Here is a 26,669-nt window from a genome sequence, read left to right as displayed (position 1 = left end):
TCGCGCAGCGCGCGGGCTCGGGGGACGAGGAGGCGCCCCGCGCGCGACGCCGGGTGCCCGAGCGGCTCGACGTGCGCCCGCTGGACCGGTTCCGCTCCTTCAAGGTGAAGCTCGCGATCCTCGTGGGCGTCAGCGTCACCGTCGCCGCGCTGCTCACCCAGGTGAGCATCCGCGCCGGGATCGAGCCGCTGCTCGCCCTGCCGCTGGTCGTGATCGCCGCGCTGTTCTCCACCCAGCTGCTGGCCCGCGGCATGACCTCCCCGCTGCGGGAGATGACCGCGGCCGCGCGGGCGATGTCCCGCGGGGACTACAGCGCCCCGGTGCGGGCCACGAGCCGCGACGAGGTGGGTCAGCTCGCCTCCGCGTTCTCCGTGATGGCCGCGGAGCTCGAGGAGACCGACCGGATGCGCCGCGACCTCGTCGCGAACGTGTCCCACGAGCTGCGCACCCCGGTCGCCGGGCTCCGCGCCCAGCTGGAGAACCTCGTGGACGGGGTCACCGAGCCGGATCCCGCAGCGCTCGAGGTGGCGCTGAACGAGACCGAGCGCCTCTCCCGACTGGTCGACCATCTGCTGGACCTCTCCCGACTCGATGCCGGCGTGGTCGAGCTGGACCTGGAGCAGGTCGAGCTCACCCCCTTCCTCCACGAGGTCGTCGACGCCGCGGCCCTGGCCTCCGGGGGCCGGGACGTGCGCTGGATCATCGAGGTCGATCCGCCCGACCTCGTGGTCGACGCCGATGCCGCGCGACTGCACCAGGTCATCCACAACCTGCTCCAGAACGCCGCCCGCCACTCCCCCGCCGGCGGCCGCATCCACGTCGCCGCCGCTCGCACCGACCGGGACGACGGCGTGCGACTGGACGTGCACGACGAGGGTCCCGGCATCGCCTGGGAGGACCGCTCACGGGTCTTCGAGCGCTTCCAGCGCGGAGGGGCCGCGGACTCGTCCGGCGGCACCGGCCTCGGCCTCGCGATCGCCCGCTGGGCGGTGGGGCTGCACGGCGGGACCATCGAGGTGCTCGACGACCCCCGCGACGACACCGCCCGCGAGGGCCGCTCCTCGCTCATCCGGGTGGTCCTGCCCGACCCCCCGCCGACGACGTGATGTCCCCCACCACGCTCCCGTGCGCTGCGCCACGACCTGCGCCGCGGTCCACGCCGAGCGGCGCGTGCCGTTACGCTGGGTCCATCCGTATCTCTCGATTGTGAGAAGGCTGGCGATCTCAGAGTGTCACAGCAGACACAGGACTCCGATTCCGCGGAGTTCGGCCCCAACCAGTGGCTCGTGGACGCGCTCCGCGAGCAGTGGCGGCAGGATCCCTCGAGCGTCGACCCCAGCTGGGCGGAGCACTTCGCCGCCACGAGCTCGGTGACCTCCGGGACCCCCGCCGGGACGGGGGCGGACCCCGCTCCCGCCGACAGCTCCTCCGACACCGCCGCTCCCGCGGCCGCGACCGACGGCGACGATGCCGACGCCGCGACCGCGAGCACGGCGACCGCCGACGAGGCGGCGCCGTCGGCAGAGGGCTCCTCCCCCGCGACGGCCTCGTCGGCCGCACCTGCGAAGTCCCCGTCGGCCGACGCCCCGTCGGCCGAGCCCGCGACGACCGAGCCCGCCGCGACCGAGGCCCCGAAGGCCGAGGCCCCCACGAACTCCTCCCCGTCCTCCTCCGCGGGCGCGCCGAAGGCGCCCGCCTCCTCCCCGAAGGAATCCCCTGTCGTGAACGACGCCCCCGCGAAGAAGGCCTCGAAGCCGGCCGTCTCCACCACGTCGGACCGCCCCGAGAAGGTCCCCACCACCACCGCGCAGATCCCCGTGGTCGAGCTGCGCGAGCCGGAGGTCGTCAAGCTGCGCGGCCCCGCCGCCGCCGTTGTGCGCAACATGGGCGAGTCCCTCGAGGTGCCCACCGCGACCTCGGTGCGCGACGTGCCGGTCAAGCTGCTCTTCGACAACCGCATCGTCATCAACAACCACCTCAAGCGCCACCGCGCAGGCAAGGTGTCCTTCACCCACCTCATCGGCTGGGCGATGATCGAGGCGATCACCGAGATCACCGACATGAACAACGGCTTCGACGTCGACGAGAAGGGCAAGCCCGTCCTGCTCCAGCGCGAGGACGTGAACTTCGGCCTCGCCATCGACATGCCGCGCCCGGACGGCTCGCGCGGCCTGGTAGTGCCGAACATCAAGGCGGCCCAGCGCTTCGACTTCCGCGGCTTCTGGAAGGCCTACGAGGAGGTCGTCAGGAAGGCCCGCGCCGGCAAGCTGACGATGGACGACTTCACCGGCACCACCGTGTCGCTGACCAACCCCGGCGGCATCGGCACCGTCCACTCGATCCCCCGCCTCATGAAGGGCCAGGGCGTGATCGTGGGCGTCGGCGCGATGGACTACCCCGCGCAGTTCCAGGGCGCGAGCCCCGCCACCCTCGCGGAACTCGCGATCTCGAAGGTCATGACCCTGACCTCGACCTACGACCACCGCATCATCCAGGGCGCCGCCTCGGGCGAGTTCCTCAAGCGCATGGCGGACAAGCTGCTGGGCACCGACGGGTTCTACGACCGCGTCTTCGCCTCGCTGCGCCTGCCCTACCAGCCCGTGCGCTGGGTCGCGGACAACCCCTTCAAGCACTCCAAGTCCGAGCGCCTCGCGCGCGTCATGGACCTGATCCACTCCTTCCGCGTGCGCGGCCACCTCATGGCGGACACCGATCCGCTGCAGTACAAGGTGCGCAACCACCCGGACCTGGACGTGGAGACCTACGGCCTGACCCTGTGGGACCTGGACCGCACCTTCCCCACCCGTGGGCTGGGCGGCAAGGACCAGGCGACCCTGCGCGACATCCTCGGCGTGCTGCGCGAGGCGTACTGCCGCACCATCGGCGTGGAGTACATGCACATCACCGACCCGCAGGAGCGGGCCTGGATCCAGCAGAAGATGGAGACGCCGCGCCGTCCCTTCGACAAGGCCGAACTGACCCACATCATGGATCGCCTCAACGCCGCCGAGGCGTTCGAGACCTTCCTTCAGACCAAGTTCGTGGGCCAGAAGCGCTTCTCCCTCGAGGGCGGCGAGTCCGTGATCCCGATGCTCGACGCCGTGCTGCACGGCGCCGCGCAGCAGGGCCTGGACGAGGTCGCGATCGGCATGTCGCACCGCGGCCGCCTCAACGTGCTCTCCAACCTCGCGGGCAAGAGCTACGGCCAGATCTTCCAGGAGTTCGAGGGCAACTACGGCCAGAAGCTCGGCTCGGGCGACGTGAAGTACCACCTGGGCACCGAGGGCACCTACACCTCGCACGACGGGAAGTCGACCAAGGTCTACCTCGCCGCGAACCCCTCCCATCTCGAGGCCGTGAACCCGGTGCTCGAGGGCATCGTGCGCGCCAAGCAGGACCGCCTCGAGCAGCCCGAGGAGTTCCCGGTGCTGCCCGTGCTCGTACACGGCGATGCGGCTTTCGCCGGCCAGGGCGTGGTCACCGAGACCCTGAACCTCTCCGAGCTGCGCGGCTACCGCACCGGCGGCACGATCCACGTGATCATCAACAACCAGATCGGGTTCACGACCCTGCCGGACTCCTCGCGCTCGTCGTACTACTCGACCGACGTCGCCAAGTCCACGCAGCTGCCGATCTTCCACGTCAACGGCGACGATCCCGAGGCGTGCGTGCGCGTCGCGGAGATCGCCTTCGAGTTCCGCCAGAAGTTCCATCGCGACGTGGTCATCGACATGGTCTGCTACCGCCGCCGCGGCCACAACGAGGGCGACGACCCCTCGATGACCCAGCCGGAGATGTACAAGCTCATCGGCGAGAAGTCCTCCACCCGCAAGCTCTACATGGAGACGCTCATCGAGCGCGGGGACCTGACCGAGGAGGAGACCGAGGGCCTGGTGCGCAACTTCCAGGAGCACCTGGACCAGGCCTTCGCCTCCACCCGCAATGACACCCCCGGCTCCGAGGACTCCGCGCGCAGCGTGCAGGGCCTGGAGCTGCCCGCCTCGCAGCGCGGGGACTCCGGTCCCGCGACCGCCGAGACCGCGGTGGACGCCTCCGTGCTCGCGCGCATCGGCGAGGCCCACTCCGAGGTCCCGGACTCGTTCACCGTGCACCCGAAGCTGCGCGCCCTGCTGGAGAAGCGCACCCGGATGTCCTCCGAGGGCGGGATCGACTGGGCCTACGGCGAGCTGCTCGCCTTCGGCTCCCTGCTCATGCAGGGCCATCGCGTGCGCCTGGCCGGTCAGGACTCGCGCCGCGGCACCTTCGTGCAGCGCCACGCGGTGCTCATCGACCACGAGAACGGCGACACCTGGACCCCGCTGTCCTACCTCACCGAGGACCAGGCGCGCTTCAACGTGTACGACTCCTCCCTCTCGGAGTTCGCCGCGCTCGGCTACGAGTACGGCTACTCCGTGGAGAGCCCCCGCTCGCTGGTGCTGTGGGAGGCGCAGTTCGGCGACTTCGTCAACGGCGCCCAGACGATCATCGACGAGTTCATCTCCGCCTCCGAGCAGAAGTGGGGCCAGAACTCCGGTGTGGTGCTGCTGCTGCCGCACGGCTACGAGGGCCAGGGCCCGGACCACTCCTCCGCCCGCATCGAGCGCTTCCTCCAGCTGTGCGCCGAGGACAACATGCGCGTCGCGGCCCCGTCGACCCCGGCGAGCTATTTCCACCTGCTGCGCAAGCAGGCGCTCACCGAGCCGAAGAAGCCGCTGATCGTCTTCACCCCGAAGTCGATGCTGCGCAACAAGGCCGCCGTCAGCGGTGTCGAGGACTTCACCTCCGGCACCTTCGAGCCGGTCCTGACCGACACCACCGTCGAGCCCGGGAACGTGCGCCGCGTGCTGCTGGCCTCCGGCAAGGTGTACTGGGACCTGGTGGCGCGGCGCGAGAAGCTCGGTGCGACCGACACCGCGATCGTCCGTGTGGAGCAGCTGTACCCGCTGCCCGCCGAGCAGCTGCACGCGGTCCTGGACTCCTACCCCGACGCGACCCTCACCTGGGTCCAGGAGGAGCCGAAGAACCAGGGCGCATGGAGCTACATGGCGATGAACTTCGCCGTCGAGGTGGGTCGCACGCTGCGCGTGGTCGCCCGTCCGGCCTCCGCCTCCCCCGCCACCGGCTCGAACTCCACCCACAAGCAGGAGCAGGAGGACCTGCTCGCGCGGGCCTTCGAGTCCTGATCCGCGCCGCGGGCCGCGATGCGTCGCGGCCCGCGGCAGCGTGCGCGGCCCCGGGTTCGCCCGCGGGCCGCGCCCCCGTTAGAGTTGACCGACCCCGTCCCCTTCCAGGAGGTCCCGGTGCAGACCGTGCCCACTTCGCCCGTCCCCGATCCGGGTGCCCGGATCCGGATCATCGCGCTCGGCGACGAGCTCCTCGCCGGCGTCGGCGACGCCCGGGCGCTGGGCTGGCTCGGCCGCGCGGTCGCCAGCGAGCAGGGGGCCGACGCCCGCATCGACGTGTTCTCCGCCGCCCTGCCGGGCGAGACCTCCGCCGAGCTCGCCGACCGGTGGGACGAGGACGTCAAGCGCCGCTTCTCCGACGAGGGACGGGCCGACGGCTCCATCGACCACCGCGTGGTCCTGGGACTCGGCCGCGCCGACATCGAGGCCGGGGTGTCGCTCGCCCGCTCGCGCCTGAACCTCGCCAAGATCCTCGACGGCCTCGAGCGCCTGCGCATCCCCGCCTTCGTGGTGGGCCCCGCGCCGAGCCGTGACCCCGGCACCACCGCCGCGGTACGCGAGCTGTCCAGCGCCTTCGAGGACGTGTGCGCCCGCCGCCGCATCCCCTATGTCGACACGGTGCGCGGCCTGACCGGCCACGACCAGTGGGAGAGCGACATCGCGCACTCCCCCGGCGACCATCCGGGGCAGACCGGCTACGGCCTCATCGCCTGGCTGGTGCTGCACGGCGGCTTCGGCAGCTGGCTGGGCACGTCCTCCTGAGCGTCCGGCGCGGAGCCGGGCACCGGCACCGGCACCGGCACCGCGGAGGATGACCAGTCGGGGTGACCACGCGCTGGCACCTCGCAGGGTGACCTCGGCCTCAGCGGGCCGCGACCCCCGTCGGCGCGTCCCGGGCGCCCCGGCGGATGTGGCATGATCTATGGGTCATCCGGGCGAAGGAAGGAGAGCGTGATGAGCAAGCGAGGACGCAAGCGCAAGTCCCGCCGCAAGAACGGCGCGAATCACGGTAAGCGCCCCAACAGCTGACCGTGACGTCGCCGAGTGCGACATGACGAAGGGCCCCTCCCGCGCGGGAGCGGCCCTTCGTCATGTCCGGGTCCGGACGTCGGCGCCGGGACGGTGCCCGGGCCGGGGAGTCCGGGCTCAGGCGCCGGGAAAGGTGCGGCGCGTGGTCGTGGTGCGCGAGTAGCGCACGGTCCCGTCGGCCGAGGTGGTGGTCGACGTGGTCGTCACCGACACGGTGCGGCACTGGACCGCGATGCGCTCGCGCAGGTCCGAGGGGGCGCGATCCGCGCAGCTGCGGCGCACCAGCTCCTTGACCCGCTGCACCAGCTCCCACTCGTGGGCGCACTCGGGGCAGTCGTCGGTGTGGCGGCGCATCCGCTCCACCATCTCACGCGGCAGCTCGCCGTCCACCGCCTCCTCGAGGCCGTAGCGCAGATCGCGTCCGCTGTCGTCGTTCTTGGTCATCGTTCATCCTCCCGGTCCTCGGGGCCGGTGCTGGTCGTGTCGGCGGGGTCCTCCGCCGCGGGATCCGCACGCAGGTAGCCCGTGCGGTGGGCATAGTCGGAGAGCTTCTCGCGCAGCTGCCGGCGTCCCCGGTGCAGGCGGGACATCACGGTGCCGATCGGCGTGTCCATGATCTCCGCGATCTCCTTGTAGGCGAAGCCCTCCACGTCCGCGAGGTACACCGCCATGCGGTAGTCCTCGCGCAGCTCCCCGAGCGCGTCCTTCACGGCCGAATCGGGCAGGTGGTCCAGCGCCTCGGTCTCCGCCGAGCGCAGGCCGGTGCTGGAGTGGCTGGAGACCTCCGCGAGCTGCCAGTCCTCGACCGTGTCGGTCCAGGACTCCTTGGGGCGGCGCTGCTTCTTGCGATAGGTCGAGATGTAGCTGTTGGTCATGATGCGGTACAGCCACGCCCGCATGTTCGTGCCGGGGGTGAAGCGGTCCTGGGCGCGGAAGGCCTTGACGAAGGTGTCCTGCACCAGGTCCTCGGCGTCGTGCGGGTTGCGGGTCATCCGCAGCGCGCCGCCGTAGAGGGAGTCCAGGTGCGAGAGCGCCTCGGCCTCGAAGTCGAAGTCCGCGGCGTCGACGCCCTGCCCGGTGCCGGGCAGGCCGGTCTCGGGCAGGCCGCTGTCATGGCCGGGGGTGGGATCTGTCTGCGTCATCGCCCTCAAACCTACGCCACGCGGGTGCGCAGGAGCGCGCTCCAGCACGGGCGCCGTGGTGCAACCGGCCATGCCTGCTCCCTCTCCGGCTCCCGCCGGCGTCTTGTCGGATCGTTCCTCGGCGCCGTCCTCCCGCAGGGATCACCTGGGGAAGAGGTGGCGCCTCCCGGTGCAACGCGATCGGCACGGAGCTTGTTCCCCCGGCTGTAGTCTGGACCCCGGTGACCTGGCCGACACGGCCGTCACCGGACCTGTCGACACCCGCTCAAGAACGTGAGGACACCATGGCCCTGGTCCGTCGGATCGCACGACCCCTGCTCGCCGCCCCCTTCATCTTCGAGGGCGTGCGCACCGCACTGCACCCGGAGCGGGAGATCGACGTCTACCCGCAGGCCTTCGATGCCGCCGACGCCGCGCTGGCCAAGACCTCCGCGCCCGGATTCGTGGACGCCCGCACCCTGATCCGCGCCACGGGCGTCGCCGCCGCCGGCGCCGGGTTCCTGTACGCCACGAACCGCGCGCCGCGCGCCGCGGCCGTCGCGCTGCTCGCCACCACCTCCGTCGGCTGGGCCGGTCGCAAGAAGATCTGGGAGCTGCGCGGCGAGGAGCTGATGAACGAGGCGCAGGCGATCCTCACCGACGCCGGCCTCCTCGGCGGCGTGCTGCTGGCCGTCGTCGACCACGACGGCCGCCCCTCGCTCGGCTACCGCGCCAACAAGTTCATCGAGCGCAGCCAGAAGAACGCCGCCGCCAAGCAGCGCGAGCTGGAGAAGAAGGCCGGCAAGCTCGAGAAGAAGGCCAAGGACTCGATCGACTCCGCGCAGAAGCAGGTCCAGAAGCAGCTCGACGCCCAGCGCGCCTGACCGTGATGTCCTCCGAGGTGCTGTGGAACGCACCGGTCGCCGACCAGCCGGTCGACGCCCTGGTGCGCGTTCCCGGCTCGAAGTCCCTCACCGCCCGCTGGATGCTGCTGGCCGCCGCCGCGTCCGAGCCGTCCTCTCTGCGCGGCGCGCTCGTCTCCCGCGACACCCGCCTGATGCGTGACGCGCTCGAGCGGCTCGGCGCGGCGCTCGAGGCCCGCGACGGGGTGCTGCACGTGACCCCCGTGCCGCCGCCCTGCGAGCATCCCGCCGAGCCGGTCGAGATCCACACGGGCCTGGCCGGCACGGTGATGCGCTTCGTGCCGATCCTCGCCGCGCTCCACCACGGCGACGTGCACTTCACCGGCGATGACGCCGCACTGCTGCGTCCGATGGACGCGGTCATCGACGCGCTGCGCCAGCAGGGCGTGGAGGTCACCGAGCACGGCGAGCCGGGCAGGCTGCCGCTCACGGTGCACGGCACCGGGCGCCTGCCCGGGGGCCGGATCGAGATCGACGCCTCGGCCTCCAGCCAGTTCGTCTCCAACGTCCTGCTGGTCGCGCCGCGCGCCGAGCAGGACCTGGAGCTCGTGCACGTCGGGGAGACCCTCCCCTCCCTGCCGCACATCGAGATGACCCTCGAGACCCTCCGCCAGGCGGGCGTCGAGGCGTCCCACCAGCTCGATGACCAGGGACGGCACAGCTGGCGGGTGAAGGCCGGCCCCATCCGCCCGCTCGAGGTCGTCGTCGAGCCGGACCTGTCCAACGCCGGCCCGTTCCTCGCCGCCGCCATGGTCACCTCCGGCACCATCGCCGTGGACGACTGGCCCGAGACCACCACCCAGCCCGGTGACGCCTACCGCGACCTGCTCGCCCGGATGGGTGCCGAGGTGTGGCGGGAGGACGACTCCGTGTGCGTGCGCGGCACCGGGACGATCCGAGGGATCAACGCGGACATGTCCGAGGTCGGCGAGCTGGTCCCCACCATCGCGGCGCTGTGCGCCCTCGCGGACTCGCCCTCGCGCCTGACCGGGGTCGCGCACCTGCGCGGCCACGAGACGGACCGGCTGAAGGCGCTGGCGACCGAGCTGACGAAGATCGGCGCCCCGACCGAGGAGCTGGCCGACGGGCTCGAGATCCGCCCCGAGCAGCTGCACGGCGCGGTCTTCGAGAGCTACGAGGACCACCGCATGGCCACCGCCGGCGCGATCATCGGCCTGCAGGTGCCGGGTGTGCAGGTGGTCGACATCGGCACCACCCAGAAGACCCTGCCGGACTTCGTGGGGATGTGGCTGTCGATGCTGCACCCCGAGCCCGCGGAGGACGAGGAGTGAGGCGGGAGCACCCGTGAGGCGGGCAGCGCAGTGAGGGAGGACGTGCGGTGAGGGAGGACGTGCTGTGAGCAGGTCTGCCCGCGACTACGACGAGTCCGACGTCCGGGTCCGCCCGAACCGGCGCGGCTCCCGCCCCCGCACGAAGGACCGCCCCAAGCACGAGGACGCGATCACCGCCCGCGTGGTCTCCGTGGACCGCGGGCGGTGGCGCACCCTGGTCGGCGAGGGCACCGACGAGGAGCGCGCCGTCACCGCCATGCGTGCCCGCGAGCTGGGCCGCTCCCCCATCGTGCCCGGGGACCTCGTGGGGCTCGTCGGCGACACCTCCGGACGCGACGGCACCCTCGCCCGCATCGTGCGGATCCAGGAGCGCAGCTCCTTCCTGCGCCGCTCGGCCGACGATGACGACTCCACCGAGCGCCCCCTGGTCGCCAACGTCGACCTCATGGTCATGGTGACGGCCCTGGCCGATCCCGAGCCGCGCGGCGGCATGATCGACCGCTGCCTGGTCGCCGCCTACGTCGCCGGGATCGATGCGCTGCTGGTGCTGACCAAGTCCGACCTGCGCGAGCCCGAGGACTTCCTCACGACCTATGCGCCGCTCGGGCTGGAGCACGTGGTCACCCGCCGCGAGTCCCCGGACGAGGCGGAGGATCCGGGCGCGCCCGCGATCGTGGGCCTCGAGGAGCTGCGCGAGCGGCTCTCGGGGCGGGTCAGCGTGCTCATCGGCCACTCCGGCGTGGGCAAGTCGACGCTGCTGAACGCGCTCGTGCCCGGCACCGACCGCGCCACCGGCGTGGTCAACGACGTCACCGGCCGCGGCCGCCACACCTCCTCCTCGGCGCTGGCGATGCAGCTCCCGGACGACGACGGCTGGGTCATCGACACCCCGGGCGTGCGCTCCTTCGGCCTCGGCCACGTAGATCCCGACGAGCTGCTGGACGCCTTCAAGGACCTCGACGAGCTCGCCGAGCAGTGCCCCCGCGGCTGCACCCATCTGGAGGACTCCCCCGACTGCGCGCTCGACGCCCAGGTCGAGGAGGGGCTCGCCGGCACCGCCGGGCCCGCACGCCTGGCCTCCTACCGACGCCTCGCCACCGCGCTGCGCAAGAACGACCCCTGGGACGTCTGAGCCCCCGGGACGTCTGAGGCCCCGGGACGGCTCGACCGTCCCATCCCCGCGTCGCTCCGCTCGAGCAGGGCCGACGGGCCCTATCGTGGGACCCATGTCCAGCCGCTTCGCCGATGACCTGCGCCTGGCCCACGTGCTCGCCGATGCCGTGGACCAGCTGACCACCTCCCGCTTCAAGGCGCAGGACCTCGAGGTCTCCACCAAGCCCGACCTCACCGAGGTCACCGACGCGGACAAGGCCGCCGAGCAGCTCGTGCGCTCGCAGCTGTCCCGCTCCCGCTCCCGCGACCAGGTGATCGGCGAGGAGTTCGGCACCACCGGCTCCGCCTCCCGCCAGTGGGTCATCGACCCCATCGACGGCACCAGCAACTTCGTGCGCGGCGTACCCGTGTGGGGCACCCTGATCGGCCTGATCGAGGACGGCCGTCCCGTCGTCGGTCTCGTCTCCGCCCCCTCCCTCGGCCGCCGCTGGTGGGGCGGCGAGGACGCGGGCGCCTGGACCGGCTCGCGCCTCAGCAGCGCGACCCGCCTGCAAGTCTCCTCCGTCTCCTCCATCGAGGAGGCGTCGCTGTCCTACTCCTCGCTCCACGGCTGGGCCGAGCGCGACCGCCTCCCCCAGATGCTGAACCTCATGCAGCGCTTCTGGCGCACCCGCGCCTACGGCGACTTCTGGTCCTACATGCTGGTGGCCGAGGGTGCGGTGGACGTGGCCTGCGAGCCCGACCTGAACCTCCACGACATGGTGGCGCTGGTCCCCATCGTCACCGAGGCCGGCGGCCGCTTCACCTCGCTGGACGGTGAGCCCGGCCCCTTCGGCGGCAACGCCGTCGCGACCAACTCGCTGCTGCACGAAGAGGTCCTCGAGGCGCTCGCGGCCCGCGACTGAGCTCGCTCTCCCGGCTCTCTCCCGCGCGCAACGGCTGGTCAGCGAGCGCGCCGGGGTGAGAAGTCCCCGTCGGCCGTCCGCCCAGGGACCCTCGGCGCGGCCCGCGGGGCCCGGATCGGTAGACTCGGCCCGTCGTGACCCCTAACCGTGAAGGGAACCATTCCCCATGACCGTCAAGCGCGTCGCCCTCCTGACCGCCGGTGGCTATGCCCCGTGCCTCTCCTCCGCCGTGGGCGGTCTCATCGAGCGCTACACCGAGCTGGTGCCGGACGTCGAGATCATCGCCTACAAGCACGGCTACTGGGGCCTCCTCTCCGGCGAGAAGATCGTGGTAGACGACGAGGTGCGCGCCAAGGCGGGCCTGCTGCACAACTACGGCGGCTCCCCCATCGGCAACTCCCGCGTGAAGCTCACCAACACCAAGAACCTGGTCGAGCGCGGCCTCATCGCCGAGGGCGAGAACGCCCTCGAGGTCGCCGCGAACAAGCTCAAGGAGGACGGTGTGGACGTGCTCCACACCATCGGCGGCGACGACACCAACACCACCGCCGCGGACCTCGCGAAGTACCTCCACGAGAACGACTACGACCTGCAGGTCGTCGGTCTGCCCAAGACCATCGACAACGACATCGTGCCGATCCGCCAGTCCCTCGGCGCGAAGTCCGCCGCCGAGCAGACGAGCATCTTCGCGCAGAACATCATCGCCGAGCACGGCTCGAACCCGCGCATGCTCATCGTCCACGAGATCATGGGCCGTGCCTGCGGCTACCTCACCGCGCAGGCGGCCGAGTACTACCAGACCTGGCACTCCCAGCAGGAGTGGCTGCCGGGCATCGGCCACAGCGCCGACCGCTGGGACGTGCACGCCGTGTTCCTGCCCGAGCTGGCCCTGGACATCGAGGCCGAGGCCGAGCGCCTCAAGAAGGTCATGGACGAGACCGGCTGCGTGAACATCTTCCTCTCCGAGGGCGCCGGGATCCCCGAGATCATCGCCGAGATGCAGGCCAACGGCCAGGAGCCCGAGAAGGACCCCTTCGGCCACGTGAAGATCGACAAGATCAACCCCGGCCAGTGGTTCGCCAAGCAGTTCGCCGAGAAGCTCGGCGCCGAGAAGGTCATGGTCCAGAAGTCGGGCTACTTCTCCCGCTCCGCCAAGGCCAACCCCGAGGACCTGCGCCTGATCAAGTCGATGACCGACTTCGCCGTGCAGACCGCCCTCGAGGGCGGCTCGGGCCTGATCGGCCACGACGAGGAGCGCGGTGACGTGCTGCGCGCCGTCGAGTTCGAGCGCGTCGCCGGCCACAAGGCCTTCGACATCTCCCAGCCCTGGTTCCACGCGGTCATGGAGCGCACCGGCCAGCAGATCGTCCCCGCCGAGGCCCACTGACCTCGGCACCGGTGACGGGCGGAAGGCGCTGATGGCTCCCCATCCGCAGGACCCCGGTCCTGGCACGTCCGGCCCCTCGGGACCGACCCACCGCTCCCGCCCGCGCGTGCGCACCTGGCGCCGCGCTCTGCGCGCGCTCGCCCCTCCGGGGCGGGCGCGCGCCGCCATGTCCGGGGGCGGCGGGGCCGGTGCGACTGCGGGCGGGGTCGCGGCGACGCTCCCGGCACGCGGTGCGGAATCGGGGGCGGCCGACGGGCGGGAGGGCGTCCTGCACCTGCCGCCCGGGCCGCGCGCCACGGACCTCGTGGAGGACCGCGGCCCCCTCGCCCCCGAGGTGCTGCTGCGCCCCCGTCAGGGACGGCTCGGGGACTGCTGGGTGATGGCGCCGATGCTCGCGATCCACGAGACGGCCCCGGAGCGGCTGCGGGCGCTCCTCCAGCCCGAGGACTGCGGCATCGTCGCGGTGCACCTGCCGGGACTGGACGCCCCGATCCGCGTGGACCGCTTCCTAGCGGCCGACGACCAGGGCCGCTTCCAGTACTCCCGCCGTGACGGGGCGAACCCCGGCTGGGTGGGCGTGCTCGAGAAGGCGATCGCCGGGCACGTCGCCGGGGACTACACCTTCATTCAGCGGGGACTCGCCCGCTACGGCTTCCAGCTGCTGCTCGGCGAGCGGGTGCGCACGGACCTGCGCCTGCCGTCGGCTGCGCAGGTCCTCGCCTGGCGGGCCGAGGGACGGGCGATCGCCGTCTCCACCCATCCGCTGAGTCCGCGGGTGATGACCGCCGCCGGTCCCCTGCCGCCGAGTCACGTGTTCGCGGTGGTGGGTGCCGATCCGCGCAGCGGGCACGTGCACCTGCGCAATCCCACGAACCCCGGGCCGGTGCTGGTGCTGGATGCGCGCAGCTTCCGGCGAGGGTTCCTCAGCGTGGACGTGACCGCGCCGCTGCGGTGAGGCCAGGGCCGCAGCAGGGGCCGGCAACGGCGCGCGAGCCGGACATGACCGAAGGCCCGGAAGATGTTTCCATCTTCCGGGCCTTCTCTTCGTAGCGGGGGCAGGATTTGAACCTACGACCTCCGGGTTATGAGCCCGGCGAGCTACCGAACTGCTCCACCCCGCGGCGACATCGATAACTCTAGGACGGACCGTCCGCCACGTCCAGCCAGGAGCGTCCGGACGTGTGCCATGCCACGTTCACGGGCCGTTCACCTGCCTGATCGTGCCTGGGGTTCCCTCTATATGCGGAACGCCCGCCGCCGCGCCGGTCGGTGCCGGCGCCGCGACGGGCGTCCTCAGTGTTTCGCGGGCGCGCGGTGCGCGTCCCGCAGGAGATCAGCCCTCTCCGCCGTCGGAGGCTGCCGGCGTGCCGCTGCCTCCGAGCTCCTCGTTGGCGGCCACGGCCCGGTTCAGCGCCTCGGAGAGCCGGTCCTGCGCCTCGCCGTAGGCCTGCCAGTCGCCGTTCGCCATCGCCTCCTCGGCATCGGTGACGGCGGTGTCCATGTCGGTCAGGGCCTGGTCCAGGCGCTCCTGGGCGGAGCCGGCAGCGGGGGCAGGGGTCTGCTCGCCGCCGTCGGTGCCCTCGGCCGGGGCCTCGCCGGCCCCTTCCTGGACGGTGCCCTCGCCGGTCTCGGCGTCGGCCGTGCCGGAGGGGGCGGAGCCGTCGGTGACCTCGGCGTCGCCCGCGGAGGCGCCGGAGTCGCCGCCGAAGACGAGGTCGAGAGCCTCGTCCAGGGTCGGGGCGAAGCCGATGCGATCACCGAAGGAGACCAGCACCATCTGCAGCAGCGGGTACTGGGTGCCGCCGCCGGTCTGGGAGGACTGCAGGTACACGGGCTGCACGTAGAGCAGACCGCCACCGACGGGCAGGGTGAGCAGGTTGCCGTTGATGACCTCGGAGGCGCCCTGCTGGAGCAGGTTCAGCGCCTGGGAGACGTTCGGCTCTGCGTTGAACGTGGCCTGCACCTGGCCGGGACCGTTGACCGGGTTGGAGGTCGGCAGGCGCAGCAGGGTCATCGTGCCGTAGGAGTCGGCGGGATTGCCCGCGACGTCGCCGGTCTCGGAGTCCACGGCGAGGAAGCCGGTGAGCACGTTCTGGCCCTCGGAGGGGATGAAGCTCGAGGAGAGCATGAACCGCGGCGAGTCGTCCTCGGGCATCTGCATGGTCAGGTACATCGGCGGCTGCGGGGCCTGCTGGCCGGAGGAGCCGTCGGGGTTGGTGGGCACCGGGGCCGTCGGGTCCGGCGGCACCTGCCAGAAGTCCTGCTGGGTGAAGAAGTCGTCCGCGTCGGTGACGTGGTACGTCGAGAGGATCTGGCGCTGGGCCTTGAAGTAGTCGGCCGGGTAGCGCAGGTGCGACATCAGCTCGCCGCTGATCTCCGTGGCCGGGCGCAGCGCGTCCGGGAACACCTCGGCCCAGGACTTCAGGATCGGGTCCTCGGTGTCCCAGGTGTACAGCGTCACCGAGCCGTCGAAGGCGCTGACGGTGGCCTTGACGGAGTTGCGCATGTAGTTGGCCGAGCGCTGCCGGTTCGGGGCCGAGGCGTTCGGATCGGTCTGGGAGTCGTTGACGGCCTGATCGAGGTTCACCGACTGCGCGTACGGGTACTCGGTGGTGGTGGTGTAGCCGTCCACGACCCACACCAGCTGGTCGTCGACCACGGCCGGGTACATCTGCGAGTCCAGCGACAGGAACGGCGCGACCTCGCGGACGCGCTGCTGCGGGTCGCGGTCGTAGAGGATCTGGGACTCGTCGTTCAGGTAGCCCGAGATCACGATGTTCGGGTCGCGGAACTTGATCGCGTACAGCAGCTGGTTGAAGAACCCGCCGACGGACGGTCCGCCGTCACCCTGGAAGGTGTTGTAGACCTGCTCGCCGCCCTGCTCGTCGTCCGTGCTGCCGCGCTGGTAGTCGAACTCCTCGGGGTCCGCGCCCTCGGGGGCGCCGACGATGGAGTAGTCCGGGGAGTGCCGACCGAAGTAGACCCGCTCCTCGTACTCGCCTAAGGCGCCCTGTCCGGGCACGCCGGACTGCAGGAAGCTGGGCTCACCGTCGGAGTTGCGGCGGTTGCCGTGGGCGGCGGCGGTGCCGTAGCCGTGGGTGTAGATGATGTGCTGGTCGACCCAGGAGCGGTCGGCGAGGCCGAACTTGTCCGGGCGCAGCTCGCGCACGCCGATGACGGTGTCCTGCAGCTCGCCGTCGATCTGGTAGCGATCCACGCTGAGGACGTCGTCGAAGCCCCAGTAGCGGCGGTTCGCCTCACGCTGCTCGAAGGTGGGCGAGATGACGTTGGGATCCATGAGGCGGATCTGCGCGGTGGTCGAGGCGTCCTCGCGCAGCGCGCCCGCGCTCGCGTCGGTCGTGGCCGTGTAGGGCACGTCGTTGACGAGGTCGAGGTTGAAGGCGGTGCGGGTCGCATCGATGTTGTGCTGGATGTAGGTCTGCTCGAGCGCACGCTCGTTGGGCTGGACCTGGAACTGCTGGATCGCCCAGGGGTAGAGGTTCCCGACCGCCAGGGTGGACAGGATCATCAGGCCCGCGCCGATGGCGGGGATGCGCCAGTCGGAGCGGAAGATCCACACCACGAACAGGGCCGCGACCACGATCGCGGCGATCGCGAGGATCGTCTGGGCCGGGAGGATCGCGTGGACGTCCGCGTAGGACGCGCCCTCGAAGCGGGTGTGGGAGGCGGTGAGCAGGTCGTAGCGCTGGAACCAGTGCCCGGCGCCGAGCAGGATCACGTAGATCGCGGCGAGCACGCCGAGGTGGCGGCGCGCGGACCGGGTGACCTCGAGGCCGTTCTCCTGGCCCCAGCTGACGCCGCCGTAGACGAAGTGGCCGATGAGGGCGCCGACGATCGACACGAGCAGCACGAACTGGCCGAAGGCGACGAGGATGTCGATCACCGGCAGGGTGAAGACGTAGAAGGAGATGTCGTTGTCGAAGATCGGGTCGGTCTGCCCGAACTCCTGGGGGTGTAGGAACAGCTGCACGTCCTGCCAGCGGCGCGAGAGGGCGAGGCCGCCGAAGGCGCCGATGACCACGGGAGCGCCGTAGGTCAGGCCCTTGCGCAGAGGGTCCACCGCGGCGCGGAACTGCTCCAGCGCCTCCTGCTCACGGGTGATCGGCGGATAGACGGGGCGCTTGGCGTAGGCCAGGCGCAGGCTGATGAACAGCGGCACCGCGAAGATGATGAAGCCGCCGACGAACAGCAGAGCCTGGGTCACCCACCGCGTCACCAGGACGTCGGTGAACTCCAGCTGGTCCATCCACAGGTACTTGGTCCACACTTCGGAGGCGATGACCAGCAGCACGATCAGCAGCGCGAGCACGCCGACGGTGATCATCAGCGGGGAGATCCGCAAGGGCTCATTCGATCGAGCGTCGGGGGCCGGTCGTGGTCGCGGCCGGGGCATGTCGCCGAACGGGGCGGAGAAACTCACAGAAAACCTCAGGTGCCTCGGTGTCGGAGCCCGCGACCGTGCCTGCGCCTGCGCAGGGACCGGGGACGGGGCTCCGGGTACAGTGTGATGCCGCCGCACAGGGCGGTGACCCTCCCATTCTGTCAGGCCGAACCTGTAAGGGACCTCTCGATCCGATGACGACTGCTTCCCAGGACCCCCTGGACGCCCCCACCGCCGCTCTCGCCGCCGCCGTGCTGGAGGTCGCCCGTCACCTCGAGGGCGCTCCCCTGCCCGCGCCGCGGCTGTACGCGCTGGCGCGCAGCGCGGAGCTGATGGCCGCCTCTCCCGCGCTCGCCGCGCTGCTGGGCGCGGAGGGCGAGGGCGCGAACGCCCACGACTCCCTGCACCTGACCCCGATCGACCTGGACGAGGACGACTCCGCCGACGCCGCTTCGGCCGGTGGGAATGCCGCTGCCCGGGGCGGGGACCCGCTCGCGGCGCTCGAGTCGGCGGACTGGCCCGATCTCGCCGCGGGCGGCGCGATCGTCTGCGATCTCGCGCCGGGCGCCTGGTCGGTGCGCACGGGCGCGGCCGACGGGGACACCGAGGGCACGCCGAGCGACACAGCGGACGGGGCTCTGCCCTCCGGACGTCCGCTGCGCGTGGTGGTCGCGGCGCTGCGCGACGGGACGACCTGGTCGGCGGTGCACCGCGGCGACGAGGACGGCTACGTCCTCGGCGCCGCGCTGCTGCCCGACATCTCCGCCGCCCTCCTGCAGACCCTCGACGGGGCAGGCTGAGACCCGCGGGCCGAGGCCCGCACGCTGAACCCCCATGACGCGGAGCTCAGACAGGACGCGGGGCTCAGAACGCCGGCTCGTAGGAGCCCTTCGGAGACCCCCCGATCACGCCGGTGACGGGATCCGCGTCGACCTCGTCGGCGGACGACGGTGAGGCGGCGATCGTCTCCTCGTCGGGATCGGGCACCTCGGTGGCGCGGATCGGACGGACGAAGGTCGAGGTGCCGTAGGTCAGATCGTGCCCGATCGCCTCGGCGTGGATGTTCAGGGAGTGGCGCTGGGCGTCGTCCTCCCCCGTCCACTCGGAGCTGCTGAGCCGGCCGGTGACGACCAGCGGCTGACCCTTCTTCACCGAGTTGAGCACGTTCGTGGCCAGCTGCCGCTTGACGAACACGGTGATGTACTCGGTCTTGCGGTCGGCGAAGCCGCCCTGGGCGGCGCTGTAGTAGCGGCCATTGACGGCGACGCGCAGGATCGCGGTGGTGCTGCCGTCGCTCTGGATGCGCTTGGTGGGATCCGCGGTCGCGTTCCCCATGATCGTGGTGTGGATGTCCTTCATGACGCTGTCCTTCCTCAGGCGCCGGGTCGGCCCCGGCGTCGGCTCCCTGCCGATGGCCCCAGCGTCGCGGGCCGGCGCCGCGTGCTCCAGGGGTGCGCCGATCCTGTGGACGGCGGGGCGCTGTGGAGGAACGGTCGCGAGGGGCAGCCGACGGGGGCAGCCGACGGGGTCAGTCCGGGCCCGGACATGACAGCGGCCGGCCCCTCCTCGTGGAGGGACCGGCCGCTGTCACGTCACTCCCCCGCGATGACGGGAAGGGAGCGAGCGGAGTGGGGCTCAGGCGCCGGGGACGACGATCCCGGACGCGTTCGAGCGGGCGTTCTCGAACCGCGCCTGGACATCCGCCCAGTTCACGATGTCCCAGATCGCCTTGACGTAATCGGCCTTCACGTTCTGGTAGTCCAGGTAGAAGGCGTGCTCCCACATGTCCAGCTGGAACAGCGGGATCGTCGCGACCGGCACACCGTTCTGCTGATCGTAGAACTGCTCGATCACCAGGTTCCCACCGGCCGGCTCGTAGGCGAGCACGGCCCAGCCGGAGCCCTGGATGCCCAGCGCCGCCGCGGTGAAGTGCGCACGGAACGCGTCGAACGAGCCGAAGTACTCATCGATCGCGGCCGCCAGCTCGCCGGTCGGCTTGTCGCCGCCCTCCGGGGAGAGGTTCTTCCAGAAGATCGAGTGGTTGGTGTGTCCGCCCAGGTTGAACGCGAGGTCCTTCGAGAGCTGGTTGATCGACCCGAAGTCCCCCGCCTCACGGGCCGCGGCGAGCTTCTCCAGCGCCGTGTTCGCGCCCTTGACGTAGGTCGCGTGGTGCTTGGAGTGGTGCAGCTCCATGATCTTCCCCGAGATCGAGGGATCCAGCGCGCCGTAGTCGTAATCGAGATCGGGAAGCGTGTACTCCGCCATATGGATCATCCCTTCGTCAGTTCTGCGCGGGACCAGCCGGTGCGGGCCCCGCCGTGTGATCCATCCTGCCACGAGGCTCTGGGCAGGGGCAGGGGGCGGCCGGGAATCGGTCCCCTGGTCGGCCATCGGGCCCAGGTGTCGGGACGGCGGTCCACAATGGTGCGATGGCCACGCCCCGTCCGCGCCTGCCCTCCTCGTTCTCCCCTGCCACGACGGCATGGTTCGAGGAGTCCTTCGAGGCGCCCACCCCGGCGCAGGGCGCGGCGTGGGAGGCGATCGCGCAGGGGCAGGACACCCTCGTGGTCGCGCCGACGGGCTCGGGCAAGACCCTCGCGGCCTTCCTCAGCGCGATCGACCGACTGGCCGGTTCTCCGACCCCGTCGTCTGCCGCGACGAGCGTTCTGTACATCTCGCCGCTGAAGGCGCTCGGCGTCGACGTCGAGAGGAACCTGACCTCGCCGCTCGTCGGCACCGCGCGCACGGCGGAGCGGCTCGGCCTGCCCCGGCGCCGGCTGAGCGTGGGCGTGCGCACCGGGGACACCCCGCCCGCGGAGCGCCGCCGGCTCGCGACCCATCCGCCGGACATCCTCATCACCACCCCGGAGTCGCTGTTCCTGATGCTCACCTCGCAGGCGCGGGAGACTCTGAGCGGCGTCGACACGGTGATCCTGGACGAGGTCCATGCCGTGGCGGGCACGAAGCGGGGCGTGCACCTGGCGCTGTCGCTCGCGCGGCTCGACGCGATGCTCGAGCGTCCAGCGCAGCGGATCGGACTGTCGGCGACGGTGGAGCCGGTCGAGGAGGTCGCCGCCTTCCTCACCGGCTTTGCGCGGGGCCGGGACGCGGTGGTGGTGCGTCCGCCGTCGACCAAGCGCTGGGACATGCGGATCACGCTGCCGGTCCCGGACCTGCAGGCGATCGAGCCGCCCGCCGATGCCGCCGACGACGAGGACGTCTCGGGGACGATCTGGCCCCACGTCGAGCGGGCGGTGCTCGACGAGGTCCTCGCCCACCGCTCCACGATCGTTTTCACGAACTCCCGCAGCCAGGCCGAGCGTCTGACCGGGAAGCTCAACCGCCTCCACGCGAGGCGGGTCACGACGGAGGCAGGCGCAGGGCCCGACGGGGAGGCGGAGGAGCTCGTCGAGGTCGAGGACATCGCCCGCGCCCACCACGGCTCGATGTCCAAGGAGGTCCGGGCAGGGATCGAGGACCAGCTGAAGTCGGGGACGCTGCGCTGCGTCGTCGCGACCAGCTCCCTCGAGCTCGGCATCGACATGGGCGCGGTGGACCTGGTGCTGCAGGTCGCGGCGCCGATGTCAGTCTCGAGCCTGCTGCAGCGGGTGGGCCGGGCCGGGCACGACGTCGGCGCGGTCTCCGAGGGGTCGCTGCACCCGCTGCATGCGGTGGACGTGCTGCGCTCCGCGGTCGCGGTGCAGGAGGCGGTCGCCGGGCGGATCGAGCCGCTGACCGTGCCGCGCAACGCCCTGGACGTCCTCGCCCAGCACACCGTCTCCGCTGCCGCGATGGAGGACCTGCAGGTCGACGCCTGGTACGACCTGGTCCGCTCGGCGCACCCCTATCGGGCGCTGCCCCGCTCCGCCTTCGACCAGACCATCGACCTGCTCGCCGGCCGCTACCCCTCCACCGACTTCTCCGAGCTGCGGCCGCGACTCGTCCACGATCGCGAGACCGGCACGCTCACCGCCCGACCCGGCGCACAGCGCCTCGCCGTCACCAGCGGCGGCACCATCCCCGACCGGGGCCTGTACCCGGTGCACCTGGTCGCCGCCGAGGGCGACTCCCAGCCGCGGCGCGTGGGCGAGCTCGACGAGGAGATGGTCTACGAGTCCCGCCGCGGGGACGTGATCACGCTGGGGACCAGCAGCTGGCGGATCGAGGAGATCACCGCCTCCCGCGTCACGGTCTCCCCCGCCTTCGGTCTCACCGGTCGCATCCCGTTCTGGCACGGCGACGGGGACGGGCGGCCCGCGAGCCTCGGCCGGGCGATCTCCGCCGCGCAGTCCGAGCTCGCAGCCCTCCCCCGCCCCGAGGCCGACGAACGCCTCACGGGGCTCGGCCTCGATGACAACGCACGCACCGTGCTGCTCGACCTGCTCGACGAGCAGCAGCAGGTCACCGGCGCCGTGCCGGGACCGGACCAGCTCGTCGTCGAGCGCTTCCTCGACGAGCTCGGGGACTGGCGCGTGTTGCTGCACTGCGCAGCCGGGCAGCGGATCACGGGACCGTGGGCCCTCGCCGTCGGCGCCCGGGTCGAGGAGCGCTACGGCCTGGACGGTCAGGTCACGGCCGGGGACGACGGGATCGTGCTGCGCATCCCGCACGGCGAGCAGCCGCCCGGCGCGGACCTGTTCCTGTTCACGCCCGAGGAGATCGAGGAGGAGGTGCGCCGTCTCGTCGGCTCCTCCGCCCTGTTCGCCGCGAGGTTCCGGGAGTGCGCGGCCCGGGCCCTGCTGCTGCCGCGCCGCAACCCGAACCAGAGGGCACCGCTGTGGCAGCAGCGCCAGCGCGCCGGGCACCTGCTCGAGGTGGCCCGGCCGCATCCGGACTTCCCGATCATGCTCGAGGCGGCGCGGGAGTGCCTGCAGGACGTCTACGATCTGCCGGCCCTGGTCGAGCTGATGGGGCAGGTCAGGCGGCGTCGCCTGCAGGTGCGCGAGGTCGAGACCCCCTCACCCTCCCCCTTCGCGCGCTCGCTGCTGTTCGGCTACATGGCGCAGTTCCTTTACGACACCGATGCACCGCTGGCCGAACGCCGCACCGCCGCCCTCGCGCTGGACCAGTCGCTCCTGGCCGAGCTGCTGGGCACGGTGAGCCTGCGCGAGCTGCTGGATGCCGAGGTGATCGCCGAGGTCGAGCAGCGCCTGCAGGGACTGACCGAGGAGCGGGCGCTGCGCGGGCCCGAGCAGATCGCGGACGCACTGCGCCGCCTGGGCCCGCTCACCCCCGCCCAGCTCGCCGAGCGCGCCGCGGACGGCCTCGATCTCGACGCCGCCCGCGCCGAGCTCGAGCAGTCCCGCCGCGTGCTCACGGTGCGGATCGCCGGGGCGGAGCATCTCGCGGCGATCGAGGACGCCGGTCTGCTGCGCGATGCGCTCGGCACGGCGCTGCCGCCGGGGATCCCCGAGGTGCACCTGGCCGCGGTGGACCGGGCGGTCCCCCAGCTGCTCTCCCGCTGGGCGCGCGGCCGGGGCCCCTTCCTCTCAGGCGCACCGGTGCAGGCCTTCGGTCTCGCCCCGGGCGTGGCGCGCGCCGCACTCGAGCAGCTCACCGCCGAGCGGGTCCTGTCCCAGGGCGAGTTCACGCCCGGCCGCGAGGGCGAGGAATGGGTCGAGGTCGAGGTGCTGCGCCGCATCCGCCGCGCGAGCCTCGCCGCCTCCCGGCGCGAGATCGCGCCCGTCGCGGGGCCCGTCTACGCGCGCTTCCTCGGCCAGTGGCAGCACCTGGTGGGGCGCCGCGCCGGCGGCCGACGGGAGCGCGGCACGTGGACCGGGCAGGACGGGCTGCTCTCGGTCGTGGACCAGCTCGCCGGGGTGTCGCTGCCGCTGTCGGCCTGGGAGTCCCAGGTGCTGCCGGCGAGGCTGCCGGAGGTGACGCCCGCCCTGCTGGACGCCGCCTTCGCGAGCGGGGAGCTGGTGTGGACGGGGCACGGCAGGCTCGGCGCCGACGACGGCTGGATCCGGCTCCACCTCGCCGATGCCCTCCCCCTGGGGCTCGACGCCGACGCGCTCGAGGAGGCCGCCGACGCCCTCCCGGACGGTGCCCTCGCCAGCCGGATCCTCGCCCTGCTGCGCACCACCCCGGGCGCGCTGCGGCACGGAGAGATCCTCACCGCGCTGGCCGACGACGGGGAGGCGGCGCGGCCGCAGGACCTGCACGAGGCGCTGTGGGACCTCGCCTTCACCGGCCTGGTCACCAACGACTCCTTCGAGGCGCTGCGCTCCTACGGCCGCGGGCCGGCAAAGGCGCCGTCGGCCCGCACCCCGACACGCTCGCGCAGCCTGGGACGTCGGGGCGCGGCGCGGCTCTCCGCGGCGATGATGCGCCAGGGCGCGTCCAGCCCCTCCGAGCTCGTGACCGGGCCCGTCGGTGCCGGGCGCTGGTCCGCGGTGCGGGTCGAGCCGGTCGATCCCGCCGCTCGTGCCGCGGCGCTCGCGACGCTGCTGCTGGACCGCCACGGCGTGGTCACGCGCGGGGCGATGGATGTCGAGGACGTCCCCGGCGGGTTCGCCGCGGTGTACCGGGTGCTGGCCGCGCTCGAGGAGAACGGCAGCTGCCGCCGCGGCTACTTCGTCGACGGGCTCGGCGCCTCCCAGTTCGCACCCGCCGAGGCGGTGGACCTGCTTCGCGACCGGGACCGGGAGGCCGAGGCCGGACGCGACGCCGAGGGGCCCGACGGCGGCGGGGCCGGCCCGTCGGCCGAGGCGGTCGCCGTCGCGCTCGCCGCGACCGATCCCGCGAACCCCTACGGCGCGGCGCTCCCCTGGCCGGCCCTGTCGATCACGCCGCCCGAGGGGGTCACCGCGCGGCCCGCCCGCCGCGCCGGTGCGCTCGTGCTGCTGCGGGACGGACATGTCCAGGCCTATGTCGACAAGGGAGGGAAGCACCTGCTGTGGTGGGCGGACAAAGAGGCGACGCCCGAGGCCGCCGCCCAGCTCGTCCGCGCGATCGCCGAGGACTCCCGTCTGCCGCAGCTGCGGATCGAGCGGATCGACGGGCACGGGATCGACACCGAGCCGGTCGCGGCGATCACGGCCGCGCTCGCGGAGGCCGGCTGCTACCGCTCACCGCGCTCGCTGCGACTGCGGGCAGGTGATCGCTGATGCCCGAGGGCGACACCGTCGCGCGCCAGTGCCGGATCCTCCACGACGCGCTCGCCGGCGCCGTGCTCACCGTCTGCGACCTCCGGGTCCCGCGTGCGGCGACCGCGGACCTCACCGGCTGGAGAGTCCACGAGGTGCGCCCGCGCGGCAAGCACCTGCTGATCCGGCTCGTCCCGCCCGCGCCCGGGACTGCGCCGATGACGCTGCACAGCCACCTGATGATGGACGGGATCTGGCACGTGGAGGGGAAGGCGCTGCGCTCCAGCGACACCAGCGCCGGGCCGCGCACCCGCGACACGATCCGGATCGTGCTCGAGGCCCGACACTGGGACGGGCGTGAGGTGCGGGCGATCGCCTACGACGTGAAGCAGGTGAAGCTGCTGCGCACGGCCGACGAGGAGCAGCTGCTCGGGAGCCTCGGCCCGGACCTGCTCGATCCCGCGTGGGACGAGGACCCGACCCTGCGGGAGCGGGCGCTCGCGAACCTCGCCTCCGAGCCGGAGCGGCCGATCGGCCTGGCGATGCTGGACCAGCACGTCCTGGCGGGGATCGGGAACATCTATCGCAGCGAGCTGTGCTTCCTGCGCCGGCTCCACCCCGCCGCGCCCGTCTCCGCGGAGCAGGACCCGGGCGCGCTCGTCGACCTCGCCCATCGCCTGCTCGTGCTGAACCGGGACCGGGAGGTGCGGGTGACCACCGGTGGGATGCTCGGCCGGGACGGGGACCTGTGGGTCTACGGCCGCGGAGGGAAGCAGTGCCGCCGCTGCCGCACCCGGATCCAGCGCGGCGAGCTCGCCGAACCGCGGCTCGAGGGCACCGAGGCGCGGGTGCTGTGGTTCTGCCCCCGCTGCCAGGCCGGGCCCGGCGCGCCGGCCCCGTCGGCGGCCCAGCGGCGTGGCCGACGTCGCTGAGACGGACTGCGTTCCTGGCCGTGGCGGCGTCGCAGCGTCGGTAGACTCGTGCGCCGTCAGCCTCCATAGCTCAATGGATAGAGCAACGGCCTTCTAATCCGTAGGTTGCAGGTTCGAGTCCTGCTGGGGGCGCTCCTCCGCTCATCCCGTCCCCAGCCGCTCCATCCGCGGGGCGAGGACGTGCACGAGCAGCGTCGCGGTCACCGCGCCGGCGGCGATGATCCCGGCGAGCACGACGATCTGGAAGCGTCCCGCTTCGATCGGGACGATGCCGCCGAAGATCGCACCGACGAACGCACCGGGCAGGGTCACCAGGCCCGTGGTGCGGGTCTGATCGGTGGACGGGATCAGCGCCTCGCGGATCGCGAAGCGGCCGATGTCCGCGGTCGCCTCCCGGGGCGTGGCCCCGAGGGCGAGCCACGCCTCGACCTCGTCCCAGCGGTCGGCCGTGGCCTGGGCGAGGCGTCGGCCGGCGAGGGTCGCCACCGACATCGCACCGCCGATCACGATCCCGCCGATGGCGAGGACGTAGCGCGGGGTGAGGTCGAGCGCGCCGGTGGCGAACACGGTGCTCAGCGTGACGGCGACGCCCGCCGCCATGGAGGCGGCGACGATGCCGAGGCGCTGCACGGTCCAGGAGACCCGACGGGTGCTGGTGACGACCGCGACCGTGAACATCACCGCGAGCGCGACGAGCACCCAGCGCAGGTCGGCGATCACCCCGGTGAGCACCACGCTGATGACTGCCAGCTGCACGGCGCCGCGCAGCACGGCGATCGCCGTGTCCGCCCGGTGCGGCACCCCGGCCGCACGCAGGACCAGCAGCGCCACGGCCAGAAGCACCACCACGCCGAGCAGGGTGCGCAGCACCATCTGGGTCATCTCCGGGGTCATGTCCGTGATCCTGCCACCACGGCGGGCGCGCTCCGACCGGGCGCCCAGCGCGCCCGGCTAGGGTGACGCGGAGGACGTCACAGCCCCCGTTGCACCCACCCCCATCCCGAGGAGCACGATGCTGAGGTACCTGGCCTTCGGCGCAATCGCGCTGCTGATCCTGCTGCGCCTGGCCCGCACCCGCGTCGGTGCGAAGCTGCTGGGCGTGCCGCTGCGGGCGCTGGAGATCGTCTACCTCGTCGCGCTCGTGATCGCCGGGATCCTCGCGGTCGTCTTCGAGCAGTGGATCCTGCTGGCCGTCGTGGTGATCCTGCTGGTGGTCAGCCTCGTCGAGGAGCTGCGCGCCCGCGCCGCGCACCGAGAGTCCGCATCGCGCTGAGCCCGATCCGGTCGGCCCCGT

20 protein-coding genes and 2 tRNA genes are annotated in these 26,669 nt (G+C 72.2%); 15 read left to right on the top strand and 7 right to left on the bottom strand.

The genetic code is table 11. The features are described 5' to 3' along the window. Positions 1–71: 71 nt before the first annotated feature. From HNR70_RS04565 to HNR70_RS16480, 4 genes are all read left to right on the top strand, one after another. The gene (locus tag HNR70_RS04565; protein ID WP_184326543.1) at positions 72–1,106 is read left to right on the top strand and encodes a HAMP domain-containing sensor histidine kinase; all 1,035 of its coding nucleotides are present in this window, start codon (positions 72–74) and stop codon (positions 1,104–1,106) included. Between the two features lie 123 nt (positions 1,107–1,229). Further along, the gene (locus tag HNR70_RS04560; protein ID WP_184324608.1) at positions 1,230–5,183 is read left to right on the top strand and encodes a multifunctional oxoglutarate decarboxylase/oxoglutarate dehydrogenase thiamine pyrophosphate-binding subunit/dihydrolipoyllysine-residue succinyltransferase subunit; all 3,954 of its coding nucleotides are present in this window, start codon (positions 1,230–1,232) and stop codon (positions 5,181–5,183) included. Positions 5,184–5,300: 117 nt separating this feature from the next. Further along, complete coding sequence (locus HNR70_RS04555; protein WP_184324607.1) at positions 5,301–5,945, top strand: GDSL-type esterase/lipase family protein; 645 nt, start codon at positions 5,301–5,303, stop codon at positions 5,943–5,945. A gap of 192 nt (positions 5,946–6,137) precedes the next feature. Beyond that, the gene (locus HNR70_RS16480) at positions 6,138–6,212 is read left to right on the top strand and encodes a 50S ribosomal protein bL37 (RefSeq protein ID WP_376768834.1); all 75 of its coding nucleotides are present in this window, start codon (positions 6,138–6,140) and stop codon (positions 6,210–6,212) included. Between the two features lie 117 nt (positions 6,213–6,329). Here the strand turns inward: HNR70_RS16480 and rsrA are convergent, their stop codons facing one another. Beyond that, positions 6,330–6,656: a mycothiol system anti-sigma-R factor gene (rsrA, locus tag HNR70_RS04550; RefSeq protein ID WP_184324606.1), complete on the bottom strand. Its 327-nt coding sequence runs from the start codon at positions 6,654–6,656 to the stop codon at positions 6,330–6,332. Continuing rightward, the gene (locus tag HNR70_RS04545; protein ID WP_184324605.1) at positions 6,653–7,354 is read right to left on the bottom strand and encodes a sigma-70 family RNA polymerase sigma factor; all 702 of its coding nucleotides are present in this window, start codon (positions 7,352–7,354) and stop codon (positions 6,653–6,655) included. Before HNR70_RS04545 ends, rsrA begins: the two co-directional genes overlap by 4 nt. A 284-nt stretch (positions 7,355–7,638) precedes the next feature. Between HNR70_RS04545 and HNR70_RS04540 the strand changes: the two genes are divergently transcribed. The 6 genes from HNR70_RS04540 to HNR70_RS04515 all read left to right on the top strand — a co-directional run bounded on the left by HNR70_RS04540 (position 7,639) and on the right by HNR70_RS04515 (position 13,908). Continuing rightward, positions 7,639–8,217 (top strand): hypothetical protein, encoded by a 579-nt coding sequence (locus HNR70_RS04540; RefSeq protein WP_184324604.1) that lies wholly within the window; start codon positions 7,639–7,641, stop codon positions 8,215–8,217. A 5-nt stretch (positions 8,218–8,222) separates the two neighbouring features. Next, positions 8,223–9,548 (top strand): 3-phosphoshikimate 1-carboxyvinyltransferase, encoded by a 1,326-nt coding sequence (aroA, locus tag HNR70_RS04535; protein ID WP_184324603.1) that lies wholly within the window; start codon positions 8,223–8,225, stop codon positions 9,546–9,548. Positions 9,549–9,612: 64 nt separating this feature from the next. Continuing rightward, the gene (gene rsgA / locus HNR70_RS04530) at positions 9,613–10,680 is read left to right on the top strand and encodes a ribosome small subunit-dependent GTPase A (protein ID WP_184324602.1); all 1,068 of its coding nucleotides are present in this window, start codon (positions 9,613–9,615) and stop codon (positions 10,678–10,680) included. A 94-nt stretch (positions 10,681–10,774) separates the two neighbouring features. After that, positions 10,775–11,566 carry a histidinol-phosphatase gene (hisN, locus tag HNR70_RS04525; RefSeq protein WP_184324601.1) on the top strand — a complete coding sequence of 264 codons (792 nt, stop codon included), beginning with the start codon at positions 10,775–10,777 and terminating at the stop codon, positions 11,564–11,566. 166 nt (positions 11,567–11,732) lie between these two features. Further along, positions 11,733–12,953 carry a pyrophosphate--fructose-6-phosphate 1-phosphotransferase gene (locus HNR70_RS04520; RefSeq protein ID WP_184324600.1) on the top strand — a complete coding sequence of 407 codons (1,221 nt, stop codon included), beginning with the start codon at positions 11,733–11,735 and terminating at the stop codon, positions 12,951–12,953. 31 nt (positions 12,954–12,984) lie between these two features. After that, entirely contained in the window at positions 12,985–13,908 is a 924-nt protein-coding gene (locus tag HNR70_RS04515) for a C2 family cysteine protease (RefSeq protein WP_184324599.1), read from the top strand. A 92-nt stretch (positions 13,909–14,000) separates the two neighbouring features. On the opposite strand, the gene HNR70_RS04510 is transcribed toward HNR70_RS04515, so the two are convergent. After that, positions 14,001–14,074 (bottom strand) — tRNA-Met (locus HNR70_RS04510). 212 nt (positions 14,075–14,286) lie between these two features. Further along, positions 14,287–17,367, bottom strand: a complete 3,081-nt coding sequence (locus HNR70_RS04505) for a UPF0182 family membrane protein (protein WP_184326542.1) — start codon at positions 17,365–17,367, stop codon at positions 14,287–14,289. Positions 17,368–17,549: 182 nt separating this feature from the next. On the opposite strand from HNR70_RS04505, the gene HNR70_RS04500 reads away from it, so the two are divergent. Then, complete coding sequence (locus tag HNR70_RS04500) at positions 17,550–18,155, top strand: PPA1309 family protein (RefSeq protein WP_184324598.1); 606 nt, start codon at positions 17,550–17,552, stop codon at positions 18,153–18,155. 64 nt (positions 18,156–18,219) lie between these two features. On the opposite strand, the gene HNR70_RS04495 is transcribed toward HNR70_RS04500, so the two are convergent. Together HNR70_RS04495 and HNR70_RS04490 are read right to left on the bottom strand one after the other, a co-directional pair. After that, positions 18,220–18,714 carry a single-stranded DNA-binding protein gene (locus tag HNR70_RS04495; protein WP_184324597.1) on the bottom strand — a complete coding sequence of 165 codons (495 nt, stop codon included), beginning with the start codon at positions 18,712–18,714 and terminating at the stop codon, positions 18,220–18,222. Between the two features lie 276 nt (positions 18,715–18,990). Then, positions 18,991–19,620: a superoxide dismutase gene (locus tag HNR70_RS04490; protein ID WP_184324596.1), complete on the bottom strand. Its 630-nt coding sequence runs from the start codon at positions 19,618–19,620 to the stop codon at positions 18,991–18,993. A 164-nt stretch (positions 19,621–19,784) separates the two neighbouring features. Here HNR70_RS04490 and HNR70_RS04485 point away from each other — a divergent pair, with 164 nt between their 5' ends. From HNR70_RS04485 to HNR70_RS04475, 3 genes are all read left to right on the top strand, one after another. After that, on the top strand, positions 19,785–24,464 hold the full coding sequence (locus tag HNR70_RS04485; RefSeq protein ID WP_184324595.1) for an ATP-dependent helicase: 4,680 nt from the start codon (positions 19,785–19,787) through the stop codon (positions 24,462–24,464). Beyond that, on the top strand, positions 24,464–25,375 hold the full coding sequence (locus HNR70_RS04480) for a DNA-formamidopyrimidine glycosylase family protein (RefSeq protein WP_184324594.1): 912 nt from the start codon (positions 24,464–24,466) through the stop codon (positions 25,373–25,375). Before HNR70_RS04485 ends, HNR70_RS04480 begins: the two co-directional genes overlap by 1 nt. 59 nt (positions 25,376–25,434) lie before the next feature. Beyond that, positions 25,435–25,507 (top strand) — tRNA-Arg (locus HNR70_RS04475). A 9-nt stretch (positions 25,508–25,516) separates the two neighbouring features. Here the strand turns inward: HNR70_RS04475 and HNR70_RS04470 are convergent. Continuing rightward, positions 25,517–26,269 (bottom strand): ABC transporter permease, encoded by a 753-nt coding sequence (locus HNR70_RS04470; RefSeq protein WP_246375149.1) that lies wholly within the window; start codon positions 26,267–26,269, stop codon positions 25,517–25,519. Between the two features lie 118 nt (positions 26,270–26,387). On the opposite strand from HNR70_RS04470, the gene HNR70_RS04465 reads away from it, so the two are divergent. Then, positions 26,388–26,648 (top strand): hypothetical protein, encoded by a 261-nt coding sequence (locus HNR70_RS04465; RefSeq protein WP_184324593.1) that lies wholly within the window; start codon positions 26,388–26,390, stop codon positions 26,646–26,648. Positions 26,649–26,669: the final 21 nt, after the last annotated feature.

Origin of the sequence: Brachybacterium aquaticum, from assembly GCF_014204755.1 — a bacterium.
Lineage (GTDB): Bacteria > Actinomycetota > Actinomycetes > Actinomycetales > Dermabacteraceae > Brachybacterium > Brachybacterium aquaticum.
Note: the sequence above shows the minus strand (reverse complement) of the source record. Positions and strands in the feature narration are given on the sequence as shown.